Source organism: Herbidospora sp. NBRC 101105 (assembly GCF_030269205.1).
GTDB lineage: Bacteria > Actinomycetota > Actinomycetes > Streptosporangiales > Streptosporangiaceae > Herbidospora > Herbidospora solisilvae.
In genome coordinates this window covers 486,158-506,509 of sequence record NZ_BSSX01000005.1, presented here as the reverse complement: position 1 = coordinate 506,509, position 20,352 = coordinate 486,158, and the positions used below count along the sequence as shown (strand labels likewise).

The 20,352-nt window shown below is 69.7% G+C and carries 22 protein-coding genes, 1 pseudogene and 1 riboswitch; of the genes and pseudogenes, 12 read left to right on the top strand and 11 right to left on the bottom strand.

The annotated features are described in order from the left end of the window. Positions 1 to 33 precede the first annotated feature (33 nt). Positions 34 to 145: riboswitch (TPP riboswitch) on the top strand. Beyond that, the gene (locus QSK34_RS22990) at positions 137 to 1,504 is read left to right on the top strand and encodes a purine-cytosine permease family protein (protein WP_285586427.1); all 1,368 of its coding nucleotides are present in this window, start codon (positions 137 to 139) and stop codon (positions 1,502 to 1,504) included. (Overlaps the previous riboswitch by 9 nt.) On the opposite strand, the gene QSK34_RS22985 is transcribed toward QSK34_RS22990, so the two are convergent. The 3 genes from QSK34_RS22985 to QSK34_RS22975 all read right to left on the bottom strand — a co-directional run bounded on the left by QSK34_RS22985 (position 1,469) and on the right by QSK34_RS22975 (position 3,600). Continuing rightward, positions 1,469 to 2,125, bottom strand: a complete 657-nt coding sequence (locus QSK34_RS22985) for a hypothetical protein (RefSeq protein WP_285586425.1) — start codon at positions 2,123 to 2,125, stop codon at positions 1,469 to 1,471. The two genes, QSK34_RS22990 and QSK34_RS22985, sit on opposite strands and share 36 nt — an antisense overlap. After that, positions 2,125 to 2,892 carry a bestrophin-like domain gene (locus QSK34_RS22980; RefSeq protein WP_285586422.1) on the bottom strand — a complete coding sequence of 256 codons (768 nt, stop codon included), beginning with the start codon at positions 2,890 to 2,892 and terminating at the stop codon, positions 2,125 to 2,127. The genes QSK34_RS22985 and QSK34_RS22980 overlap by 1 nt, the downstream gene beginning before the upstream one ends. Before the next feature lie 96 nt (positions 2,893 to 2,988). Further along, the gene (locus tag QSK34_RS22975) at positions 2,989 to 3,600 is read right to left on the bottom strand and encodes a methylated-DNA--[protein]-cysteine S-methyltransferase (RefSeq protein ID WP_285586420.1); all 612 of its coding nucleotides are present in this window, start codon (positions 3,598 to 3,600) and stop codon (positions 2,989 to 2,991) included. Between the two features lie 45 nt (positions 3,601 to 3,645). Between QSK34_RS22975 and QSK34_RS22970 the strand changes: the two genes are divergently transcribed. Together QSK34_RS22970 and QSK34_RS22965 are read left to right on the top strand one after the other, a co-directional pair. Then, positions 3,646 to 5,538, top strand: a complete 1,893-nt coding sequence (locus QSK34_RS22970; protein ID WP_161479498.1) for a PAS domain S-box protein — start codon at positions 3,646 to 3,648, stop codon at positions 5,536 to 5,538. A 137-nt stretch (positions 5,539 to 5,675) separates the two neighbouring features. Further along, positions 5,676 to 6,128, top strand: a complete 453-nt coding sequence (locus QSK34_RS22965) for an ATP-binding protein (RefSeq protein ID WP_231515593.1) — start codon at positions 5,676 to 5,678, stop codon at positions 6,126 to 6,128. Here QSK34_RS22965 and yidC read toward each other — a convergent pair. The 3 genes from yidC to QSK34_RS22950 all read right to left on the bottom strand — a co-directional run bounded on the left by yidC (position 6,125) and on the right by QSK34_RS22950 (position 7,245). Then, a complete protein-coding gene (gene yidC / locus QSK34_RS22960; protein ID WP_285586416.1) occupies positions 6,125 to 6,784 on the bottom strand; it encodes a membrane protein insertase YidC in 660 nt (219 codons plus the stop codon). The genes QSK34_RS22965 and yidC overlap by 4 nt on opposite strands. Positions 6,785 to 6,846: 62 nt before the next feature. Beyond that, on the bottom strand, positions 6,847 to 7,080 hold the full coding sequence (locus tag QSK34_RS22955; protein WP_030455222.1) for a DUF6412 domain-containing protein: 234 nt from the start codon (positions 7,078 to 7,080) through the stop codon (positions 6,847 to 6,849). A gap of 3 nt (positions 7,081 to 7,083) precedes the next feature. Continuing rightward, complete coding sequence (locus tag QSK34_RS22950) at positions 7,084 to 7,245, bottom strand: hypothetical protein (RefSeq protein WP_197038838.1); 162 nt, start codon at positions 7,243 to 7,245, stop codon at positions 7,084 to 7,086. A 51-nt stretch (positions 7,246 to 7,296) separates the two neighbouring features. Here QSK34_RS22950 and QSK34_RS22945 point away from each other — a divergent pair, with 51 nt between their 5' ends. Beyond that, positions 7,297 to 7,935 (top strand): winged helix-turn-helix domain-containing protein, encoded by a 639-nt coding sequence (locus QSK34_RS22945; protein WP_285586412.1) that lies wholly within the window; start codon positions 7,297 to 7,299, stop codon positions 7,933 to 7,935. On the opposite strand, the gene QSK34_RS22940 is transcribed toward QSK34_RS22945, so the two are convergent. After that, on the bottom strand, positions 7,917 to 8,306 hold the full coding sequence (locus QSK34_RS22940; protein ID WP_285586409.1) for a hypothetical protein: 390 nt from the start codon (positions 8,304 to 8,306) through the stop codon (positions 7,917 to 7,919). The genes QSK34_RS22945 and QSK34_RS22940 overlap by 19 nt on opposite strands. A gap of 164 nt (positions 8,307 to 8,470) precedes the next feature. Between QSK34_RS22940 and QSK34_RS22935 the strand changes: the two genes are divergently transcribed. From QSK34_RS22935 to mptB, 3 genes and pseudogenes are all read left to right on the top strand, one after another. Further along, positions 8,471 to 8,818 (top strand): STAS domain-containing protein, encoded by a 348-nt coding sequence (locus tag QSK34_RS22935; protein ID WP_030455225.1) that lies wholly within the window; start codon positions 8,471 to 8,473, stop codon positions 8,816 to 8,818. After that, the gene (locus QSK34_RS22930; protein ID WP_285586405.1) at positions 8,815 to 9,564 is read left to right on the top strand and encodes a glycosyltransferase family 2 protein; all 750 of its coding nucleotides are present in this window, start codon (positions 8,815 to 8,817) and stop codon (positions 9,562 to 9,564) included. The genes QSK34_RS22935 and QSK34_RS22930 overlap by 4 nt, the downstream gene beginning before the upstream one ends. Before the next feature lie 183 nt (positions 9,565 to 9,747). After that, positions 9,748 to 10,494, top strand: a pseudogene (mptB, locus tag QSK34_RS37820) (polyprenol phosphomannose-dependent alpha 1,6 mannosyltransferase MptB); the annotation flags it as partial. Positions 10,495 to 10,996: 502 nt separating this feature from the next. On the opposite strand, the gene QSK34_RS22920 reads toward mptB, so the two are convergent. Further along, a complete protein-coding gene (locus tag QSK34_RS22920) occupies positions 10,997 to 13,318 on the bottom strand; it encodes an MFS transporter (protein ID WP_285586402.1) in 2,322 nt (773 codons plus the stop codon). A gap of 101 nt (positions 13,319 to 13,419) precedes the next feature. On the opposite strand from QSK34_RS22920, the gene QSK34_RS22915 reads away from it, so the two are divergent. The 4 genes from QSK34_RS22915 (at position 13,420) to serS (ending at position 17,296) form a co-directional block, all read left to right on the top strand. After that, complete coding sequence (locus QSK34_RS22915) at positions 13,420 to 14,529, top strand: glycosyltransferase 87 family protein (RefSeq protein WP_285586400.1); 1,110 nt, start codon at positions 13,420 to 13,422, stop codon at positions 14,527 to 14,529. Positions 14,530 to 14,551: 22 nt separating this feature from the next. After that, a complete protein-coding gene (locus QSK34_RS22910) occupies positions 14,552 to 15,010 on the top strand; it encodes a DUF4446 family protein (RefSeq protein WP_051760653.1) in 459 nt (152 codons plus the stop codon). 86 nt (positions 15,011 to 15,096) lie between these two features. Further along, a complete protein-coding gene (pheA, locus tag QSK34_RS22905; RefSeq protein ID WP_161479503.1) occupies positions 15,097 to 16,023 on the top strand; it encodes a prephenate dehydratase in 927 nt (308 codons plus the stop codon). A gap of 10 nt (positions 16,024 to 16,033) precedes the next feature. Beyond that, a complete protein-coding gene (serS, locus tag QSK34_RS22900; RefSeq protein WP_161479504.1) occupies positions 16,034 to 17,296 on the top strand; it encodes a serine--tRNA ligase in 1,263 nt (420 codons plus the stop codon). Between the two features lie 59 nt (positions 17,297 to 17,355). Here the strand turns inward: serS and QSK34_RS22895 are convergent, their stop codons facing one another. After that, a complete protein-coding gene (locus tag QSK34_RS22895) occupies positions 17,356 to 17,559 on the bottom strand; it encodes a cold-shock protein (RefSeq protein ID WP_030455233.1) in 204 nt (67 codons plus the stop codon). A gap of 239 nt (positions 17,560 to 17,798) precedes the next feature. Here QSK34_RS22895 and QSK34_RS22890 point away from each other — a divergent pair, with 239 nt between their 5' ends. Beyond that, positions 17,799 to 18,608, top strand: coding sequence for an HAD family hydrolase (locus tag QSK34_RS22890; protein WP_285586398.1), 810 nt, complete (start codon positions 17,799 to 17,801; stop codon positions 18,606 to 18,608). Between the two features lie 178 nt (positions 18,609 to 18,786). On the opposite strand, the gene QSK34_RS22885 is transcribed toward QSK34_RS22890, so the two are convergent. Together QSK34_RS22885 and QSK34_RS22880 are read right to left on the bottom strand one after the other, a co-directional pair. Next, positions 18,787 to 19,299, bottom strand: a complete 513-nt coding sequence (locus QSK34_RS22885) for a bacterial proteasome activator family protein (RefSeq protein WP_030455235.1) — start codon at positions 19,297 to 19,299, stop codon at positions 18,787 to 18,789. 5 nt (positions 19,300 to 19,304) lie between these two features. Continuing rightward, positions 19,305 to 20,264 (bottom strand): NAD(P)H-quinone oxidoreductase, encoded by a 960-nt coding sequence (locus QSK34_RS22880; protein ID WP_285586397.1) that lies wholly within the window; start codon positions 20,262 to 20,264, stop codon positions 19,305 to 19,307. Positions 20,265 to 20,352 lie beyond the last annotated feature (88 nt).

Here is a 20,352-nt window from a genome sequence, read left to right as displayed (position 1 = left end):
GAGCGAACCGGGGTTGATCCCGGTTTGCGACAACCTAAGAACCGCGGGAGCTCGGGCGTAACCGGGCTGAGAGGGCGACCAGCGTCGCCGACCGCATGAACCTGTCCGGGTAATGCCGGCGTAGGGAGCGTGTGTGATGACTGCCGTCGTCGACTCCGAAGCACCACTCACCCTCGACGAGGCTCCGCCGAAGACGCTCGGCCTGCTCGACCAGGGTGCCCTGTGGGCCAACCTCGGAGTGTCACTGCTCGGGTTCTCAGGAGCGATCGCACTCGTCAACCCTCTCGGCGACCGTCCGCTGAGCTTCGTCGCGGCCCTGACGGCCGCGGTGGCGGGCAGTCTCATCGGCACGGCCATGGTCGGCCTGTCGGCCATCCCGGGCACCCAGACGGGCGCTCCGGCGATGATGCTGCTCAGAGGGCTTTTCGGGGCGAGACTCTCCTATCTCCCGAGCGTGCTGAACATCATCCAGATGCTGGGCTGGGGGGCCTTCGAGCTCTGGGTCATCGCCCAGGGCGCCCAGGCCATCGCGGGCCAGTTCGGCGTCACCGTGCACTACGCGGTCTGGGTGGTCGTCGCCGGGGTGATCACCACGGCGCTCACGATCAAGCCGCTGGGGGCGGTGCGCATCCTGCGCAGGTACGTCACCGTCGGCGTGGTCCTGGCGATGATCTATTTCGCGTACGAGCTGATCTCCCGCGGGCCCTCGCTGGGAGCCGGGTCGTGGGAGGCGTTCACGCCGGCCGTCGACTACGTCATCGCGCTGAGCGTGTCGTGGGTGCCGCTGGCGGCCGACTTCTCGCGCTTCTCGAAGAGCTCGCGGGCGGCGTTCGGCGGGGTGGTCGGCGGTTACACGATCGCCCAGGTGGCCTGCCTGGCGCTGGGCATCGCGGCGCTGGCGCTGGTCGGGAACGACACGAACAAGGTGTGGGACCCGTTCGTCACCGCGTCGCTCGGGGCGGTCTTCTTCGGGATCCTGGTGCTGCGCGAGACCGACCAGTCGTTCGTGAACGTCTACTCGGTGACGATGTCGCTGCAGAACCTGCTGCCGAGGGTCGACCGGCGGGTGCTGTCCCTGATCATCGGGGTGCTGGTCACGCTGCTGGCGATCTTCGTGAGCGCGGACACGTACTCGGCGTTCCTGGGGATCATCGGGGCGGTGTTCGTGCCGATGTTCGCCGTGCTGGTGGTCGACTACTTCCTGCTCGGCGGTTCGCGCGGCTGGGACACCTCCGACCACGCGCCGTCGCGGTGGTCGATGACGGTGCCGTGGCTGCTCGGGTTCGCCACCTGGTGGATGCTCGGGGCGCTGCCCGACATCGGCTGGTGGGAGGCGATCTGGACGTCGGCCCGGGAGGCCGTCGGGTTCACCCCCGCGCCGTGGATGAGCGCCGCGCTCGGCTCCTTCCTGGTCGCCGCGCTGGTCACGCTGGCGATCGGAGCCTCACGCGGCGCCCGGCCACGTCGTCTATCTGATGCGGGTGAAGGCCACCGCCGCGGCTGAGGCGATCACGGTCGACAACACGACCATGAACAGCACCGACTTCAGCGGGTTCTCACGCTTGGGCGGGTTGGCCACGGCCGCGACCCTCGGGCTGCGCGGCTCCGGCGTGGCCGACGGGGTCGGCTTCGGACGCGGAGACGGCTTCTTCGTGGTGGGGGCCGGTTTCGGAAGGCGTACCGGAACGACCCTGGCCGGGCGCTCCGCCCTCGGCGTCGGCTCCTTCACCGGAGGCGGCGGCGGGGGTGGCGGCGGTGGCGGGGGCGGAGGCGGTTCCTCCTCGGCCGGTGGCGGGGGCGGCGGTGGTTGTTCCACCTCCGGCTCCTGCGGCACGGGCGGCGGTTCCTCCTCGGCCGGCGGTGGCGGTGGTGGCGGTTCCTCCTCCGCGGGGGGCGGCGGTGGCGGCGGAGGAGGTGGCGGCTGGTCGCATGGCGGCTGTTGGCCGACGCCGACCCCCAGCTCCACGTCGAGGACCACCCCGACCTTGACGCACACGCCCACGCCGGGCCCCACGTCGAGGCCCACCCCGAGGATGTCGTCGGCCGTGGCGGCCGGGGCCGAGGCCACCGACAGGGTGGCCAGCATCAGGAAGCCGAGCGCGGCGGCCGTTATCCGGTTGTTCATCAGCTCAACCCCGATATGCGGCCGAACTCGGCCAGCGCACTGGTGAACGCGTCGGGCTTGACCGCCAGCCCGCCGTCGAACACGTGGACGATGTCGAAGGCCATGTAGATGCCGACCCCCAGCAGCGCCGCCATGGCCAGCATCGGCAGCAGCGCCATCCCCTTCGGCCGGGCCCCGGCCAGGAACGGGAAGACCAGCACGATCAGGCCGGTCACCACGGTCAGCACCAGCAGGATCGTCGGCGGCGTCGCCCCGGCGTCCGCGGCGCGCTGCCGCCGCGAGGAGCTGAGCTGGGAGATCTGGTCCATGACGGCCGCCTTGGCGTCTTCCTGGTCTTCGCCGTCGACGACCAGACCGGCCACCTGGGTGCGCAACGTGTTCAGGCGGGTGGTGCCCTCGGGGCTGAGCCGCCCGTCGGCCATCAGCGGCCACTCCTGGTCGACCACGAAGCCGACGTAGTCGCGCAGACCGGCCTGGACCTGCGCGGCGGCCGGGCCGGGCAGCTCGTCGGCGGCCCAGTAGGCCTCCACGGCCGACTGGCTCTCGGTGTAGGTGTTCTGCCGGGCCGAGTCGGCGGTCGTCCACGGTACGACGATCGCGATGGCGAAGACCAGCAGGAACAGCGCCGACAACATCGACCCGGCGTGGCCGACCGACGGGCCGCCCGGGTCGGAGTCTTCACTGCCGGCGCCGAACCTTCGGAACAGGAACGCCGACAGTGCCACCACGGCGATCGCCGACCCCACGGCGACGATGAACCCCAGCATGACCACTCCCCACTAGTGACCTGGTGATTGCCCGGCGTGAGATTACTATCACATTGAGTGATCACAGGTTTACCGTGTGGGGACAGACTCGTTGCGCTAGGCGATTTCCATGTTCAAGAGCAGTTCTTTGGCCGCTTTTCCGCCGGCGTACGCCCCCGGCGAGCCCGGCCCCTCGACCACCCGGTGACACGGGACCAGCAGGCAGACGGGGTTCTCGGTGACCGCGTTGGCGACCGCCCGCAGCGCCTGGGGCCGGCCGATGCGGGCCGCGACCTCGGCGTAGGTGGTGGTCGTGCCGTAGGGCACCGAGGTGATCATCTGGAGCACGCTGCGGGCGAACGGCGTGGCGAGCCGGAGGTCGAACGGGAGGGTGAAGGCCCGCAGCCGGCGCTCGAAGTAGGCGTCGATCTCCCGCTTCAGCGGGTCGAGGCGCTTGGGATCGTGGCCGATGAACGACCCGACCTCGCGGTAGATCCGTTCGTAGACGGCGTGTTCGTCGTCGAATGTGGCGGCAATCACACCCCGCGCGGTGACGGCCAGCACGAGCGGGCCGGCGGGGGTCTCGTGGGTGCCGAAGGCGATGTCGGGTGCGGATTCCCCTACGTACGTGGGCGAGGTGACCCGGAGCAGTGCCTCCAGGTCGCCCGATGCGGCCGACGCGTCCATGCACTTCCCTTCCCCGGGTTCGAGGGCAGCGTAGCGGAGCATCGGAAAAGCCCATGATCACGATCGGAAAAGCGGCACGATGGACCCGTGGAATGTGACCACTGGGACAAACGTGACGACGAGGACGAAGGGATCGCGCGGGCGGTAGTCGCCAGCGCGGCCGATGCCATCGTCGCCCTCGACCGCGATCTGTCGGTGGTCACGTGGAACCCGGCCGCCGAGCGGCTGTTCGGCTGGCCCGCCGAGGAGATCCTCGGCCGCCGGCCGCCCTTCGTGCCCGAGGAGCTGATGGCCGAGCACAACGCCGTGCTCGAACGGGTGCGCACGGGTGGGACCGTACAGCTCAGAACCCGCAGGTTCCGGCGTGACGGCACGCTGATCGAGGTGCAGGCCGACATCAGCGGGTTGCGCACGCCCTCGGGCGCGTTGCTCGGCTACGTCGGCGTCTACCACCAGCGCGACGACAACGAGGCCGCGCGGGCCCGGTCGGTCCGGCGCGCCCAGCTCGTCCGCCGCCTCACCGACGTCGTCGGCGACATCAACGCCGAACTCGACCAGAACGTGGTGCTCGACCGGATCGCGGGCTCGCTCACCGAGCTGACCGGGGCCGACGCGGGCGGGTTCGTGCTGATCGACGGCGAGAAGCTCCGGTTGGTCAGCTCCCACCGGCTGCCCGAGGGCATGAAGGGCGCCACCGCCGACCTGGGCAGCAGCCTGGTCGGCAAGCTGCTGCGCACCGGCAAGCCGGTCATCCTCGAAACCGGGCCCGAGGGCCTCCAGGACCTCATCTGGGCCCAGCTCGACGGGCTGCACACCATCGCCGTCGGCATCGCGGCCGTCGGCGGGCGGCCCTACGGCGCCCTCTACGCGCTGTTCGCCCGGCGCAAGCCCGGCCACGTGGAGCTCGAACTGCTCGAACTGCTCGCCGGGCACGCCGGGATCGCGGTCGGCAACGCGGTGGCCTACCAGGACGCCGTCCGGCAGCGGGCGCACGAACGCGCCGTCTTCGACGCCAGCGCCGACGGCATCGCCGTGCTCAGCGAGAGCGGCACGGTCACGCGCTGGAACCCCAAGGCGGCCGAACTGACCGGCTACGCCTACGAGGACGTCATCGGCCGGCCGCCGCCCTTCGACCTGCCCGCGCCCGGCGAGAAGCTGACCTTCCAGCTCGAATCGGGCCGCTGGCTCGACGTGCTCTGCGCGACCATCCCGGAGACCGGCGAGATCGTCGCCGACTTCCGCGACATCACCAGCGCCAAGGAGCTGGAGGAGGCCAAGGACCTGTTCCTGGCCACCACCAGCCACGAGCTGCGCACCCCGATCACCGTCGTGACCGGCTTCGCCAGCACGCTGGCCGACCGGTGGGACAAGCTCTCCGACGCCGACCGCCGGGCCCACGTCCACACGATCGCCGAACGGGCCAAGTCGCTCGGGCGGCTGATCGACCACCTCCTGCTCGGCGCCCGCGCCGGGGCGGCCGAGCCGTCGGTCCGCGACGAGGCCTTCGACCTGGCCGAACGGGTGCGCGCCGCGACCCTGGGGTTGCCGGTGCTGTCCGACCGCCACCGCGTCGAGGTGCGGGTCCCCGACGACCTTCCGCTGGTACGCGGCGACGCGCTCGCCACCGACATACTGCTCGACCAGCTGCTGGAGAACGCCTTCAAGTACTCCCCCGACGGGGGCCTCATCCAGGTCTCGGCCTGGGCGGAGGAGACCCGGGTGGTGCTGACCGTCGACGACGAGGGCATCGGCATCGCCCCGTCCGACCGCGAACGCGTCTTCGAACGGTTCGTCCAGGGCGAGAGCGGCGACCGCCGCCGGTTCGGCGGGGTGGGGCTCGGGTTGTACATCGTCCGGAGCCTTGCGCGGGCCCAAGGAGGGGAGGTGGCCGCGCTGCCCCGACCCGAAGGTGGTACACGTATGCAGTTCGTGCTGCGCAGAGAGGGGTTTGTCACCGCACCCGACACACCGGGCCGGTAAGAGCGGGGTAACACCGAAGCTGACCTATTGTCCAAAGTGCACAAGCTGTAATCAGTGCTCGGTTTCCACGGTCAGCGAACGGGGCATTTCGGTCTTACTGGGGTGACCATCTTCAGGGGGTTCGGGAGAACGGGGAGGTGAGTGCGTCGAGCGTCGTCATGCTGCCGTACGCTCTGTCGAGCGTGGCTGTGGCGCGTCAACGCCTCAGCGCCGACCTGCTCGCTTCCGGGGTTTTCGAAGCGGCGGTCGACGACACGGTCCTGGTGATGAGCGAACTGTTGAGCAATGCCCTGCGCCACGCACACCCCCTCGCGTCTGGGCAGCTCAGAGTCACATGGGCCTGTGGTGACGGACATGTGGAAGTGGCCGTGAGCGACGGTGGGGCGACCACCGAGCCGCGTGCCGGACGGCCTACTCTCTCGTCTCTGGGGGGCCGGGGGCTCGGCATCGTCGAGTTCCTCGCAGAGCGCTGGGGAGTACGCCACGAGGGCGAGACGACCACCGTATGGGCCATCGTCCACGCCCCTCAGCCCGCCCGAAATGGGCAGTCAGGTGAGTCCGAAATCAGCGCACTGCGCGAAGTCGTCTAAACGGTGAGTAGTCGCCGTTCGGTCGTCGTCCATGCGGTGCTGATCAGCAGGTAGACGCCCGTCGCGAACGGCAGGAACGCGGCGGCGAGCACGGTCCCGTAGGGAAGCAGTTTCAACAGCCCGCTTCCGGGCATTTCAGGCGTCCTGATCACGAGTCGGGACGACTGCCACGCCACCAGTGCGATGAGCACCAGGAGGCCGACGAACACCAGGGTGGGTCCGCCGAACAATCCGGAGTGGGCGACGACCGCCCCGAGGTGCTCACTCAGGGACACCGACAGCGCGCTGTGGGTCATCAGGACGTTCTGCTGCCCGGCGATCACCGGGTGGGTGAACAGGTTGTACAAGACAAACACGAACGGGATCTGGGCCAGGCCCGTCCCGACGCCGGCGAACATCGAGGTGCCCGCGTCGGCGTAGAGGGACCGGACCTCCCGGGCCATCCGTTCCGGGTCTTTGGCGTGGCGTTTCTGGATCTTCGCCAGGTCGGGGGCCAGCCTCTGGCGGATGCGCTGGAGCTTCGCCTGGCGGATCCCCAGGGGAAGCAGGGCGAGCCGGACCAGCAGGGTCAGCAGCACGATCGCCGGGGCTGCGCCGACGAGGCCGGCCAGCGCCGCCGTGGCGTCGTAGGCCGGGCCGAGAATGAAGTCGAACACGATTCAGGAACCTTTCGTCAGTTTTCGGACACGACGAAGGCGCCCTTGCCGATCAATGGCGATCAGCGGGGCGCCGGGTTTCCTGTCGGAGCTCTCGACCGTGTTCGGCCTGGTGAATTGGGGTGGCGGAGCCGTACCAGAACGGCTTCGACACCCGCGCCGAGCGGCGCCTGTGCGACGTGGGGCGCCGCGGACAGCAGCCGCAGCGCCCACGCGACGAGCAGCAGGCCCAGCACGGCGAGCAGCGCGATGCCACCGGGCATCGCGAGCGCGCCGAGCAGGGCCTGGACGAACATGTGTTACTTCTTGCCCACCAGCGTGATCACACCGACCACGACCGCCGCGATCAGCGCGACGACCAGGAGGAACTTCAGCGTCGCGAAGAGCGCGGGGATGACGAATCCGATCACCAGCCAGATGGCGAGGAAGATCCCCACGACCGCAAGAACAGTACGGGTCATGGCCAACAAACTACGCGTTCGGCGATCGCCGTGCGACCTAGTCTTTGGAGCGTGACCGTCATTCTCGTGGTCGACGACGACCCCGCCGTGGCCGAGGTCGTCGCGCGTTATCTCGAACGCGACGGACACGAGGTCCGGTGTGATCCGGCCGACCTCACCGTCCCGCCCGATCTGCTCATCCTGGACATGAACCGGCTCGCCGTCGGCCACGAGCTGCGGGCCCGCTGGCCGGTCCCGGTGATCCTCCTGGGCGAGGCCATCGACCTGGTCGACCTCGACGCCGACGCCGACGACTACGTCACCAAGCCCTTCAGCCCCCGCGAGCTGGCCCTGCGCGTCGCCGCGGTGCTGCGCAGAGCCCGAGGATCGATCGTGCCGGCCGGAACCGGGGTGCTCCGCGACGCCGACCTCGTGGTCGACGTCGGAGCCCGCCACGTGCGTCTGGGCGACGCGGAGGTCACCCTGACCGCCCGCGAGTTCGACCTGCTCGTCTACCTGCTGCGCAACCCCCGCCAGGCGTTCAGCCGCACCGACCTGCTCGACCGCGTCTGGGGCTGGGCCTTCGGCGACTCCTCGACGGTGACCGTGCACGTGCGCCGGCTGAGGGAGAAGATCGAGCGCGATCCGACGGATCCCGGCCGCATCATCACCGTCTGGGGCGTCGGCTACCGCTACGAACCCGTGTCGTAGCCGATCGAGAACGCCTCGGTGATCGCCCGGAACGTCGGGCACGGCCAGCGCCACATGCAGCTCCGGCAGCGCAGGATGGGATGGGCCGTGTCACTCGTGATGCCGCCCGCGTCGCGCGGCTGGTGGAGATCGATCAACCGCAGCGACAACTCGGAGAAGGCCAGCAGATCGTCGCGCGAGGATTCCAGGAAGTCGAGGTCGGTCGAGGCGAGCCGGGTCTTGATCGGTACGAAGCCCTCACGGTTGAGCAGATGCCGCAGAGGTCTGACCGCGTCACGCCATGAACTCGCCTTGTCGGTGCGGATCTGGATGACCTCCAGCCGCTCACGAAGCCGACGTCTCTGTGGATCTTCGGGAAGTTCCGTGTTCATGAGCGCCGCTCCTCCTTCGGCTCCGGCGGGAGCCGGTTCCATAGCGTCAAGCTTCGCGCACTCTGCGTTTACATGGGACCGAAATCGGGGACAAAGGGCGGACGACTCTTCGGTAATCCCAGAGGAACGTGACCCAGCGCCCGACCGGCGCTAGTGTGCGCGCTGTGGAGCTCAAAGTCTCGACTCGATCGCATGCGGGTCACGCTGTGATGGCCGTAATCGGAGAAATCGACCTCTATACCGCGCCTCGCCTGCAGTCGGAGTTCACCCGAGTGCTCGAAGAGACCGCGCTTGACCGGGTCGTCATCGACATGTCCGGCGTGGAGTTCTGTGACTCCACCGGCATGAACGTGCTGCTGTCCGCTCTCAAGCGGCTCAAGGAACGCGGCGGCGTGCTGGAGGTGGCCGCGCCACGTCCGGCGGTCCGCAAGATCCTTCAGGTGACCGGTCTCGACTCGGTGTTCACCGTGCACGAGAGCGTGCCCGCGGAGCTGGCCAACCCGACCGGATGAGCGATCTTTCCCCCCGCTCGGACACCGCGGTCGTCATCCCGGCCAAAGACGAGGGCGACCGCATCGCCGCGACGGTCACCGCGGCCCTCCGCCTGCCCGGCGTCTCGCTCGTCCTCGTGGTCGACGACGGCTCGTCCGACGAGACGGGACGGGTGGCGCGGGCCGCCGGCGCCCGTGTCGTGCGCCACAGCCGCAACCGGGGCAAGGCCGCGGCCATGGAGAGCGGCGCCGAGGCCGTACGACTGCTCGACGAAGACTGCCACCTGCTCTTTCTCGACGCCGACCTGGGGGAGACGGCCGCCGCGGCGGCTCCCCTGATCGGACCGGTTCGTGACGGCGTGGCCGACATGACCATCGCGACCTTCGCCACCCGGGTGAAGCTCGGCGGGCACGGCGTCGTGGTGCGGGTCGCCCGCGACGGCATCAAACGGCTGACCGGGTTCGACCCGGCGCAGCCCCTCAACGGCCAGCGCTGCCTGACCCGCGCGGCCTTCGACGCGGCCCGGCCGCTGGCCGCCGGGTTCGGCGTGGAGACCGGGTTGACGATCGACCTCGTCCGGAAGGGGTTCCGGGTGGTGGAGGTCGAGGTCGAGATGGCCCACCGGGCGACCGGAACCGACTGGCGGGCCCAACTGCACCGGGCGAAGCAACTACGGGACGTGTCGCGGGCGCTGGCGGCCCGGGAACCCACCGTGGTCAAGGCGATGGAGACGATCGAGAGCTTCCGGCCACAGACCCGTCCTTAGGGATTGTGTGGACGGACCTGTCCGCGCGATGCGGGCCCGCGTTCGGATCGGCGCTTGCGCGCCCTGGATGCTGGAATCCACCCGCCCTCGGAGGCTGAGGCCAGGTTCTCCACAAGCGGGGAGTTGTCCACAGGTTGCCTACGGGCAGGTTGACGTCCGGCGGGCGGCTCTAGGCTTCTCGGCGTGGAGCGTGTGGCTGCGGGCAGGCTGGCCGTCGGGTGCGTGGCGGCGGCCCTTGGGCTGACGGTGCTGCTGGCCCTGCTGGGGCCGTCGGCGCTGCAGCCCCGGCTGACCGGGGCCGGGTGGGTGCCGTTCTTCGTCGACGCGGGGCTGCCGGGGTGGCCGGCCATCGGGCTGGCCTTCGCGGTGGTCGTCCTGGGAACGGCCGGGGTGCTGCTGGGGCTCTACGGCGCGCCTTCGCTGCGAGTGCTCCGGTGGCTGGGGGTCGTGGCGGTCGTGCTGCTGGCCTTCCTGCCGCCGATCGGGTCGTCCGACCATCTGAACTACGCCGCCTACGGTCGGCTCGTGACTTTGGGGCATGACCCTTATTCGGTCACGCCTGACCGAATCCCCGGTGATCCGGTTCTCGGGGCGGTCGAGGAGTGGGCCACGACGCCGAGCGTCTACGGTCCCGTCACGACCGGGGTGCAGGCGCTGGCGAGTTTCGTCGGTGGCGACTCCGTCCGGCTGACCGTGTTCGTGATGGCGCTCGTCAACGCAGCCGCCTTCCTCGCCCTCGCCTGGATGCTGGGGTCGCGCGGGGTGGTGCTGTGGACGGCCAATCCGCTGGTCGTCTACCACCTGGTCGCCGGCATGCACGCCGACACGCTCGCCGTCGCCTTCGTGGTCGCCGCGCTGGTCACCCGCTTCAAGGGCGTGTTCCTCGGCCTGGGGGTCGCGGCCAAGGTGACCGTCGGGGTGGTCGCGCTCGGGGTCGCCTGGGAGCTGCGGCGGAACCTGGGCCGGTTGGCGCTGGTGGCCGCGACCGCGCTGGCGGTCTCCGGGATGGCCTACTGGCTCGCGGGGCCCCATTCTCTGGGCCAGGTGCTCAACGCGAGCAAGATGGTCTCGCTCGCGACGCCGTGGAGCGTGGTCAAGACCGGGCTGCAGACCGTGATCGGAGAGGGGTCGTACAAGGTCTGGATCCAGATCGGCTCGCTGCTCCTGTTCGCCGCGCTGGCCGCGCTGCTGCTGCGGGCGCTGGCGCCGCTCGACGCCGCGCGGGTCGCCGTGGCGTTCTCCGTCGCGTGGTTGTTCTCCACGCCCTACGCGCTGCCCTGGTACGACGGGCTCGCCTTCGCCCTGCTCGCGCTGGTGCCGAGGTCGTGGCTCGACTACGTCCTGGTGGCCCGGATCTCGCTGCTCTCGCTCGCCTACCTGCCGGCGCGGCAGTTCGACCAGCCCGCCGGGTCGGAGTGGCTGGTGGACGTGGTCAGGTCTCAGGTCGTTCCGTGGCTCCTGCTCGGAGTGGTGGTGTTTCTGCTCGTACGGCTGCCGCGAGTGTCAGCGGTACGGCCACCGTCAGTGCCATCGCCGGAATCGCGATCCCGGAGTCGTTGATCAGGAAGCCGACGAACGCCGCCGTCAGCGCGCCGATCAACCCGGCCCGCAGCTCCGGGGCCTTCTCGTAGGCCACGCTCAGCGCGGCGACCCTCATCTCGCGCGGCCGGGCCAGCACGAGGAACAGGAACGCCACCGCGACCAGCGACAGCAGGGTCAGCGGCCAGTTCCCCAGGGTGCCGAGCATCGCGCTGAGCTTGCGCGCCAGCACCCCGCCGGCCTCGCCGTCGATGACCTGCTGGACGAACGCGCCCAGGTGGGTGCGCTGCTCGGCCGGCCGCGAATAGTCGGCCAGGGCGATCACCGTGATCAGCGCGGCGCCCCCGACGGCGATCAGGGCCAGCCGGGCCACCGACACCCGCAGGCCGGCCAGGAGCAGCATGAACACCGCGAAACCGAGCACGAACGACGGCACCCCGCCGAAGTCGGCCCCCCAGGAGGGCCAGCCGTCGGCGGCGATGGCGAACACGCCGTACCCGGCGCAGAAGACGAGGGCCGCCGTGCGGCGGCGGATGAAATGGGCGGCGGCGGCCAGGAACAGGATCGTGCCGGTCGAGTAGACGGCGAAGGCCATGTTGCCGAAGCCGTAGAACCGGCCGCCGGTGACCGGCTCGTAGCCGGTGACCGCGTTGACCTGGAGGTGCGAGCCCGTCATGACGTCGAGCAGCAGCGCGACCGACGACACGCCCGCGACGACGCCCAGCGGCCCGAGCACGTCGCGCCGCCACGGCCCGGCGAACGCGACGGCCGCGATGAGCAGGGCGAAGCCGAGGATCGTGCCGACGAGCGCGGGCATCGGATGCGCGACGCTCCACCACGGCACGAGCTGCGCCAGGAACGTCGAGATCGGCACCGCGCCGCTGACGACGCCGACGATCATCATGGCCCGTCCGGCGGCGGCGACCTGACGGCGCATGATCACCGACGCGACGGCGTAGAAGAGGACCTGGATCATGACCAGCGCGAAGAAGAACGGCTCCCGCACGTCCCTGAGGACCTGGCTGGCGAGGTCGTCGTCGGCGAGGGCCTGCGGGTCGGCGGGCTGGGTCGTCGCGGTCCAGGCGCGGCCCACGACGCCGTCCGGGACGGGCAGGCCGAGGGCGGTCAGGGCGGTGGCGGTCAGGTCGGTGATGGTGACCAGGCCGGCCTGGCGGGTCGACGACGCGGTCAACAGGCCCGTCCCGAACGAGGGACCACTGGCCATGGCGACGTGCAGGTGGGCGCCGGCCCTGGCGTCGGAGACCCCGCCGACCAGGATCGTCGCCCCTTGAGGGATCTTGGCGAGGATGGCCCCGACGGTCGTGTCGGCGGCGGCGACGGCCTGCTCTCTTCCCCGGGAGCTCATGCCGTCGGCCAGCCAGGCGTCGGAGATCTCCGGGGCCTCGGCGACGATGAGCTGGTAGCCGCCGGGGTCGAGATCGGTGATGCTCTCGAAGTAGCTGGTGGTGTTCCCGGCCAGGTCGGCCGCGGCCAGCAGCGCCCCCGGGCCCACGGCGACGGTCTTGCCGCCCGCGTCCTTGACCGCCTGTCCGAGGGCGCCGATCCGGGCCTGGAACGACGACTGCCGCTGGAGCTCGACTAGCGCCTGCCAGTCGGGCACGGTGGCGCCTCTGGGCTGAACGGGTGGTTCGCACCCCGGGGAGGCGGCTCGCTGCCCGGCCGACACCGTCAGCCAACCGGCGACCGGGCAGGTGATGCCCCGGCCTTCGAGCGGGACCGCACGGGTCGACAACGAGGCGGCACCGGCGGTTTCGGCGAGTTTCCACAGATTGGGGGTGCGCGAGGGGCTGAGGTCGGCCCACTCCAGGCCGGGGACGCCGATGATCACCACTTGCCCCTGGGGGGCGGCGAGCGCGCTCCCGGGCAGGCCGAAGACCCCGGTCAAAACGGCGGTGAGCAGAACCCAGACGATCCGGTGGATCCTCGCTCTCCGGGACCCTGCGTCTCGGACCGGTCTCCTGGCCACGGGACGAGCTCGGTGCGATGTGTCGGCGACGCCGCCCGAAGCGAGCGCCGTGCGGATTTCGCTCGTGCGGTTCTCGCTCGTGCGGTTCTCGCTCGTGCGGTTCTCGGCCGTGCGGTTCTCGGCCGTGCGGTTCTCGGCCGTGCCGTTCTCGGTCGTGGCGTTTCGCGGAAGGGCCGCGAGGTCCGGTGTTTCTCCCCGTGCGGCCGCACCTTCGGAGGGTCCGTGCACGGGGTCTCCTTCCCTGCGGTCCATCAGCGGGCTAAACGGTAGCCTGCCTCGTCGTGGGAAGCGTTGCGCGGAGTCGGACGACGTGGTGGCCGCTGGCGGGGGTGCTGCTGGTGCTGGCCGCGGCCGCGCCGCTCGTGCACTACTGGCTGACCAACCCCGATGACCAGCGGCTCGTCGATCTCGACGTCTACCGGCTCGGCGGGCAGGCGCTCCTCGACGGGCTCCCCGTCTACGGCGTGGTGACCCCGGCGCCGCAACTGCTGCCGTTCACCTACCCGCCGATCTCGGCCATGCTCGCGGTGCCGCTCGCCATGCTGCCGTGGCCGGTGTTGCAGTGGGTCTGGACGGCGGCCATCGTCGCGACGCTCGTGGCCGTCGTCTGGGTGGCCTTTCCCGAACAGCGGAAATGGTTGCCGCTGGTCACGATCGCGTGCCTTTACCTGATGCCGATCCGCGACCAGATCAGGTTCGGTCAGGTCGATCTGTTCCTCGTCGCGTTGTGCCTGTTCGACGTCGTCGTCAAACGGCCCTGGTGGCCGCGCGGCATTCTCATCGGCATCGCGACGGCGGTGAAGCTCACGCCGGGGGTGTTTCTCATCCTCTTGCTGCTGGTGGCGTGGCGGAAGCCGTACCGGAATGAGGAGATGAAAACGTTCCTCACGGCGTCGGGAACGGCGGCCCTCCTCACGGTCATTCCGTTTCTGGTGATTCCGCAGGACGCAGTCGACTTCTGGTTCGGGGCGCTGCTCGATTCGGAAAGGCTCGGGGCCAATACGGCGACCACGAATCAGTCGATGCGGGGGATGCTGCTGCGGCTCTACTGGCCCGATGCGCTGACCACCGTGCTCTGGCTCGCCGCCGTCGCCTTTATCGGGTGGTACGGCTTCCGCGCCGCCCGCCGCCATTACCTCGCCGGCGACGCTCTCACGGCGACGGCGCTCACCGGATTGATGGCGGTGCTGCTTTCCCCGGTGGCCTGGATTCACCATCTCGCCTGGATCGTGGTCGTGCTGGCGGCGCTGCCCGAGTTCCGGCAGCGGGCGGTCACGTGGGTCTATTACGTGTTGCCGATCCCGTGGTGGGGGGCCTACATCAAGATGTGGGAGATCCCCGTGTTGTCGCCGACCCTGGGGAAGATCGTGCAGAACGCGTTCGGGCTGGGGGCCATGGCCCTCGTGTTCGTCCTTGCCCGAACCCGGGCGAAACCGTGACCGCGCCATTACGCTCGGTCGCGTGCTGGTAACCGCTTTCGTGATCGCCGGGCTGCTCGCGGGGTTCACCGGGGTCGTCATCGGGCTCTACTCGCTGCGCAACGCGCGGGCCGCCGTCCAGGACTGTCTCGACGTGCTGGCCAGGCGGGCGGCGGTCGAGGGGGTCGTCGACACCAAGGCGATCCGCGACGTGGCCGTCTTCCGCTACGACGCGCTGGAGGAGATGACGGGGCGGTTGTCGTTCTCGGTCGCGCTGATCAATGGGCTGGGCGACGGGATCGTGCTCACGTCGATCAACGGGCGGACCGAAACCCGCACCTACGTCAGGGCACTAAGGGGCGGCAAGGGGCTCCAGCCCCTCTCCCCGGAGGAGGAGCAGGCCGTGCGGGCGGCGCGGCTGGGGCTGGGGCCGGAAGTCGAGGCGGCCGACGGTGACCTGCTGCGACCCGCCGGAGGGCTCTGGAGCAACTCCGCCCGCTGAAGTCATGGCGGAGACATGGCCGATCTTCGGCCGTCCGTGTCTCCTTTTACGCATACACCACCGCCGACTGTGGCTAACCTGGTGTTATGTCAAAGCTCGCCTATCTGGGCCCCGAGGGCACCTTCTGTGAAGCCGCCCTTCGTGAGCTTGCGCCCGAGGCCGAGCGCCTGCCGTGCGCCAACGTCAAGGCCGCGCTCGACGCGGTCCGCAACGGCGAGGCCGAAGGGGCGGTCGTGCCCCTCGAGAACTCGCTCGAAGGCGGCATCGCCCAGACGCTCGACGAGTTCGCCTGGGGCAAGCCGCTGCTGATCGTCGCCGAGCTGCTGCTCCCCGTCGAGTTCTCCCTTCTCGTCCGTCCGGGCACCGAGATGCGCCAGATCAAGCGCATCTTCACCCACCCCGCCGCGCACACGCAGTGCCGTGAGTTCATCGACCGGGAGATCCCGGGCGCCGTGGTCGTCCACGCCTCCTCGACCGCCGGCGCGGCCCAGGAGATCGCCAACCCCGAGTCCCCCTACGACGCCGCCATCGGCCCGGCCATCGCGGGTGAGATCTACGACCTGACCGAGCTGGCCTCCGACATCGGTGACCGCAACGACACCGTGACCCGGTTCGTCCAGGTCGCGCCCCCCGGGGCGCTGCCCGAGCCGACCGGCGCCGACCGTTCGTCGATGGTGGCCTTCCTGCGCGACGACCACGCGGGCGCGCTGCTGGAGATGCTCTCCGAGTTCTCCGTACGCGGCGTCAACCTGACCCGCATCGAGTCGCGTCCGACCGGTGACGGCATCGGCAGCTACTTCTTCCACTTCGACTGCGAAGGGCACATCGCCGAGGCGCGGGTCGGGGAGGCCGTCTCTGGGCTGCACCGCATTTCGGGCGATCTGCGCTTCCTCGGGAGCTATCCGCGGGCCGACAAGGTGCCGACGCAGATCAAGCGCGGCACCGCCGACCCCGATTTCGCCGAGGCCGCCGGGTGGCTAAGCCGCATGCGGGCAGGTTCCGTCCAACGGTAGCGTTTGCTCTGTGATTGACCTGCGAACCCTACGCGAAGATCCCGACCGGCTGCGCGACTCGCAGCGCGCCCGCGGGGAGGACGACACCGTCGTCGACACGCTGCTCTCCCTCGACGAGCGTCGTCGTAGCGCGCTGGGCTCCTTCGAGTCCCTGCGCGCCGAGCAGAAGAACGTGGGCAAGTCGGTCTCCAAGGCGTCCGGCGACGAGCGGCAGGCGCTGCTCGACCGGGCGAAGGATCTCGCGGCGCAGGTGAAGGCGGCCGAGGCGGAGGCCGAGCAGCTCGGCGCCGAGCTCGACGCCAAGGTGATGTCGGTGCCCAACATCGTCGACCCCGCCGCGCCCCACGGAGGTGAGGACGACTACGTCGTCCTCGACCACGTGGGCACCCCCCGGGAGTTCGACTTCACCCCGCGCGACCACCTTGAGCTGGGCGAACTGCTCGGCGCGATCGACATGGAGCGGGGCGCGAAGGTCTCGGGCTCCCGGTTCTTCTTCCTGCGCGGCGCCGGGGCCCGGCTCCAGCTCGGGCTGCTCAACATGGCCATGCAGCAGGCCGTCGAGGCCGGTTTCGTGCCGATGATCACTCCGGTGCTGGTCAAGCCCGAGTCGATGCAGGGCACCGGCTTCACGATCGCCCACGACAGCGAGATCTACCGGCTGCCCGAAGACGATCTCTACCTGGTCGGCACCTCCGAGGTGCCGCTGGCGGCCTACCACGCCGACGAGATCCTCGACGGCTCCCAGCTCCCCTACCGCTACGCGGGCTGGTCGTCGTGCTTCCGCCGGGAGGCCGGGTCGTACGGGAAGGACACCCGCGGCATCATCCGGGTGCACCAGTTCGACAAGGTCGAGATGTTCTCCTACTGCAAGCCGGAGGACTCGGCCGAGGAGCACCAGCGGCTGCTCGCGTGGGAGAAGCAGATGCTCGACAAGTGCGAGCTGCCCTACCGGGTCATCGACACCGCCGCGGGCGACCTCGGCATGTCGGCCGCCCGCAAGTTCGACTGCGAGGGCTGGATCCCCAGCCAGGGGCGTTACCGCGAACTCACCTCGACGTCGAACTGCACCGAGTTCCAGGCCCGCCGCCTCAAGGTGCGATTCCGCGACGAAGACGGCAAGCCCCGCGTGGTGGCCACGCTGAACGGCACACTCGCGACCACCAGATGGATTGTGGCGATTCTCGAGAACCACCAGCAGGCCGACGGTTCGGTCGTGGTTCCCAAGGCGCTGCGGCCCTTTGTGGGGCTTGACGTTCTCGAACCCGTCAAATAACACGACGAAGGCCGGGGTTCTTCTTTCGAAGAGCCCCGGCCTTCGCCGTTGTCAGTGGTCTAGAGGGCGCGGACCTGCGAGGCCTGCGGACCCTTCGGGCCCTCGGTGACCTCGAACTCCACACGCTGGCCGTCTTCCAGGTTCCGGTAGCCGGAGCCGGTGATGGCCGAGAAGTGCACGAACACGTCCGGCGCGCCGCCGTCCGGGGCGATGAAGCCGAAGCCCTTTTCAGCGTTGAACCACTTGACGGTTCCCTGAGCCATTAACGCTCTCCCTAAGGAAGTGAATCTTGGGGCACACACCTCGTGAGCCCCGGTGTGTCGCACAGCTCCCCGGGTGGCTCATAACAGTCAAGCTGGTTTTCGCTACGGGAACAGCTAATACAACGCGTTCACATCTAACACTATGTCGGCCCCCCGGTGTTCCAAGTCCGGGGGAGAATTCTTGTCCTGAGATCCCCCTGACCGGGGCGTCTCGGGGACAGGGCAAACTGGGACCTGTTATGGCCCCACCGCGCCTCGTCGCCACCGACCTCGACGGCACCGCCCTGCGTTCCGACGGCACCATCTCGGCCCGCACCGCCGCCGCCTTCGCCGCCGTAGAGGACTCCGGGGCGACCCTGGTCTTCGTCACCGCCCGCCCGCCCCGCTGGATGACGACCGTCTCCCACGTCGTCAACCACCGAGGCCTGGCCATCTGCGCCAACGGCGCGCTCCTGTACGACCTCCACACCGAGTCGATCGCCGACTCCCACCTGATGCCGTCGGAGGTGGTGGCCGAGACGGTCGCCCTGTTGCGGGCCGCCGTGCCGTCGCTGACCTTCTCGGTCGAGTACGAGGACGGGTACGCCTACGAGACCGGCTTCCCCCTGGGCGGCTGGGATCTCCGGTTCGGCGACGGCCGGCCGCCCGTGGCCTCGGTTCTGGGGCTTCCGTGCGCGAAGCTGCTCGCCTATCACCACACGATGGACGCCGACGATCTCTACGAGCAGGTCGTGGCGTTGGTGGGCGGCCTGGTGACGCCGACGCATTCGAGCGGGCGGGCGCTGATCGAGATGAGCGCGCTCGGGGTGACCAAGGCGACCGCCCTGGCCCGGTTCGCCGAACGCAACGGGATCGCGCCCGGGGAGGCGGTCGCGTTCGGCGACATGCCGAACGACCTGCCGATGCTGGCCTGGGCGGGGACGTCGGTCGCGGTGGCCAACGCGCATCCCGACGTGCTGGCGGCGGTCGACCAGGTGACGGCGGCCAACGACGACGACGGGGTGGCGCTGGTGCTGGAGCGGCTGTACGGGGGTGCTTCGGCGGCCTGAGGGTGGTGGTTTGCGCTTTTCCTCAGCCCTTGGAGCGGGCGATGTCACGAAATTTCGGGCGCGAAGCGCCCGATCCCGTGGCCGTGTTCGGCTTGTCCCCTCCGGGCGGTGCCGTCCATGTGAGGGTTGTGGGCGGGCCGGGTGCCCTGGGGGTCGCCCAGCCCGTACACATAGGGCTTTAAAGGTAGGGCCCCGAGGCGCCGCGGTGGCCGGGGTCTTCCTGGCCGCCCTGCTGGGAGAAGCCGCCGGGCAGCGCGCGGCGCATCTGCTCCAGTTGGGCGCGGGCCGCCATCTGCTGGGCGAACAGGGTGGTCTGGATGCCGTGGAAGAGGCCTTCCAGCCAGCCGACCAGCTGGGCGTGGGCCACGCGGAGCTCCGCCTCGCTGGGCGGGGAGCCGTTGGTGTCGGTGAACGGGAGCGAGAGGCGCTCGAGTTCGTCGACGAGCTCGGGGGCCAGGCCGTCTTCGAGCTCCTTGATCGAGCTCTGGTGGATCTCCATGAGACGCTTGCGGCTCGCCTCGTCGAGGGGGGCCGCGCGGACCTCTTCGAGAAGCTGGCGGATCATGCTGCCGATCCGCATCACCTTCGCGGGCTGTTCCACCAGGTCGGCGACCGACCGCTCCTCGCCGCCCGGGGCCTCTTCGCCTGCCGGAAGAACCACGATGTGTGGAGTGCTCTCGTCAGCGTTCATGTCTCTCAACCTACTAGCAGGATCTTGCCGATGTGGTCGCCGGCTTCGAGCATGCGGTGGGCCTCCGCAGCGTGTTCCATCGGTATCTCAGCGTGGACGACCGGACTGATCGCACCCGCGCTGACCAGCGGCCACACGTTGTCGGCGACGCCCCGGCAGATCGCGCCCTTCTCGTCGGGGGTGCGGCTGCGCAGGGCCGAGGCCATGACGGTCCCGCGCTTGCGCAGCAACGTGGCGATGTCGAGTTCGCCCTTGGTGCCGCCTTGCATCCCGATGATGGCCAGACGTCCGCCTTCGGCCAGGACCGCGACATTGGGCTGGAGGTACTTGGCGCCCATGATGTCGAGGATCACGTCGGGGCGGTCGTCTTTCAGTACTTGGGAGAAATCTTCTTCTCGGTAGTTGATTCCTCTATCCGCGCCGAGCGCCAGGCATCGTTCCAGCTTTGCCTCCGAACCCGCCGTGACGATCACCCGCGAGCCGAAGGCCTTGCCGAGCTGGACGGCCATCGTCCCGATGCCGCTCGCGCCGCCGTGGACGAGCAGGGTCTCGCCCTTCCGCAGGCGCGCCGCCATGAAGACGTTGGCCCAGACCGTGCAGGCGACCTCGGGCAGCGCGGCCGACTCGGCCAGGGAGGTGGGGGCGGGCATCACCTGCTGCCACGGAACTGCCACCTTTTCGGCATATCCGCCACCGGCCAGCAGAGCCGTGACTTCGTCACCGACCGTGAGGGTGTCGACACCCTCGCCGACCTCACTGATCACCCCAGAACATTCCATCCCGGGAATTTCAGACGCGCCGGGCGGAGGCGGGTAGAGTCCTTGCCGCTGCAGGAGGTCGGCCCGGTTCACGGCTGACGCCGTGATCTCAATCACCACCTCACCTCGGGCGGGAACGGGATCCGGCACCTCGCGCCACTCTAGAACGTCCGGTCCGCCGGGGCTTGAAATCACGATCGCACGCATGTGACCTAAAGTAACCGAGCGGCCAACTCGACGGTTGGCCGCGTTCGCCTGTATACGGGGCGCTAATCTGCAATGTGTTTGCTGCCCC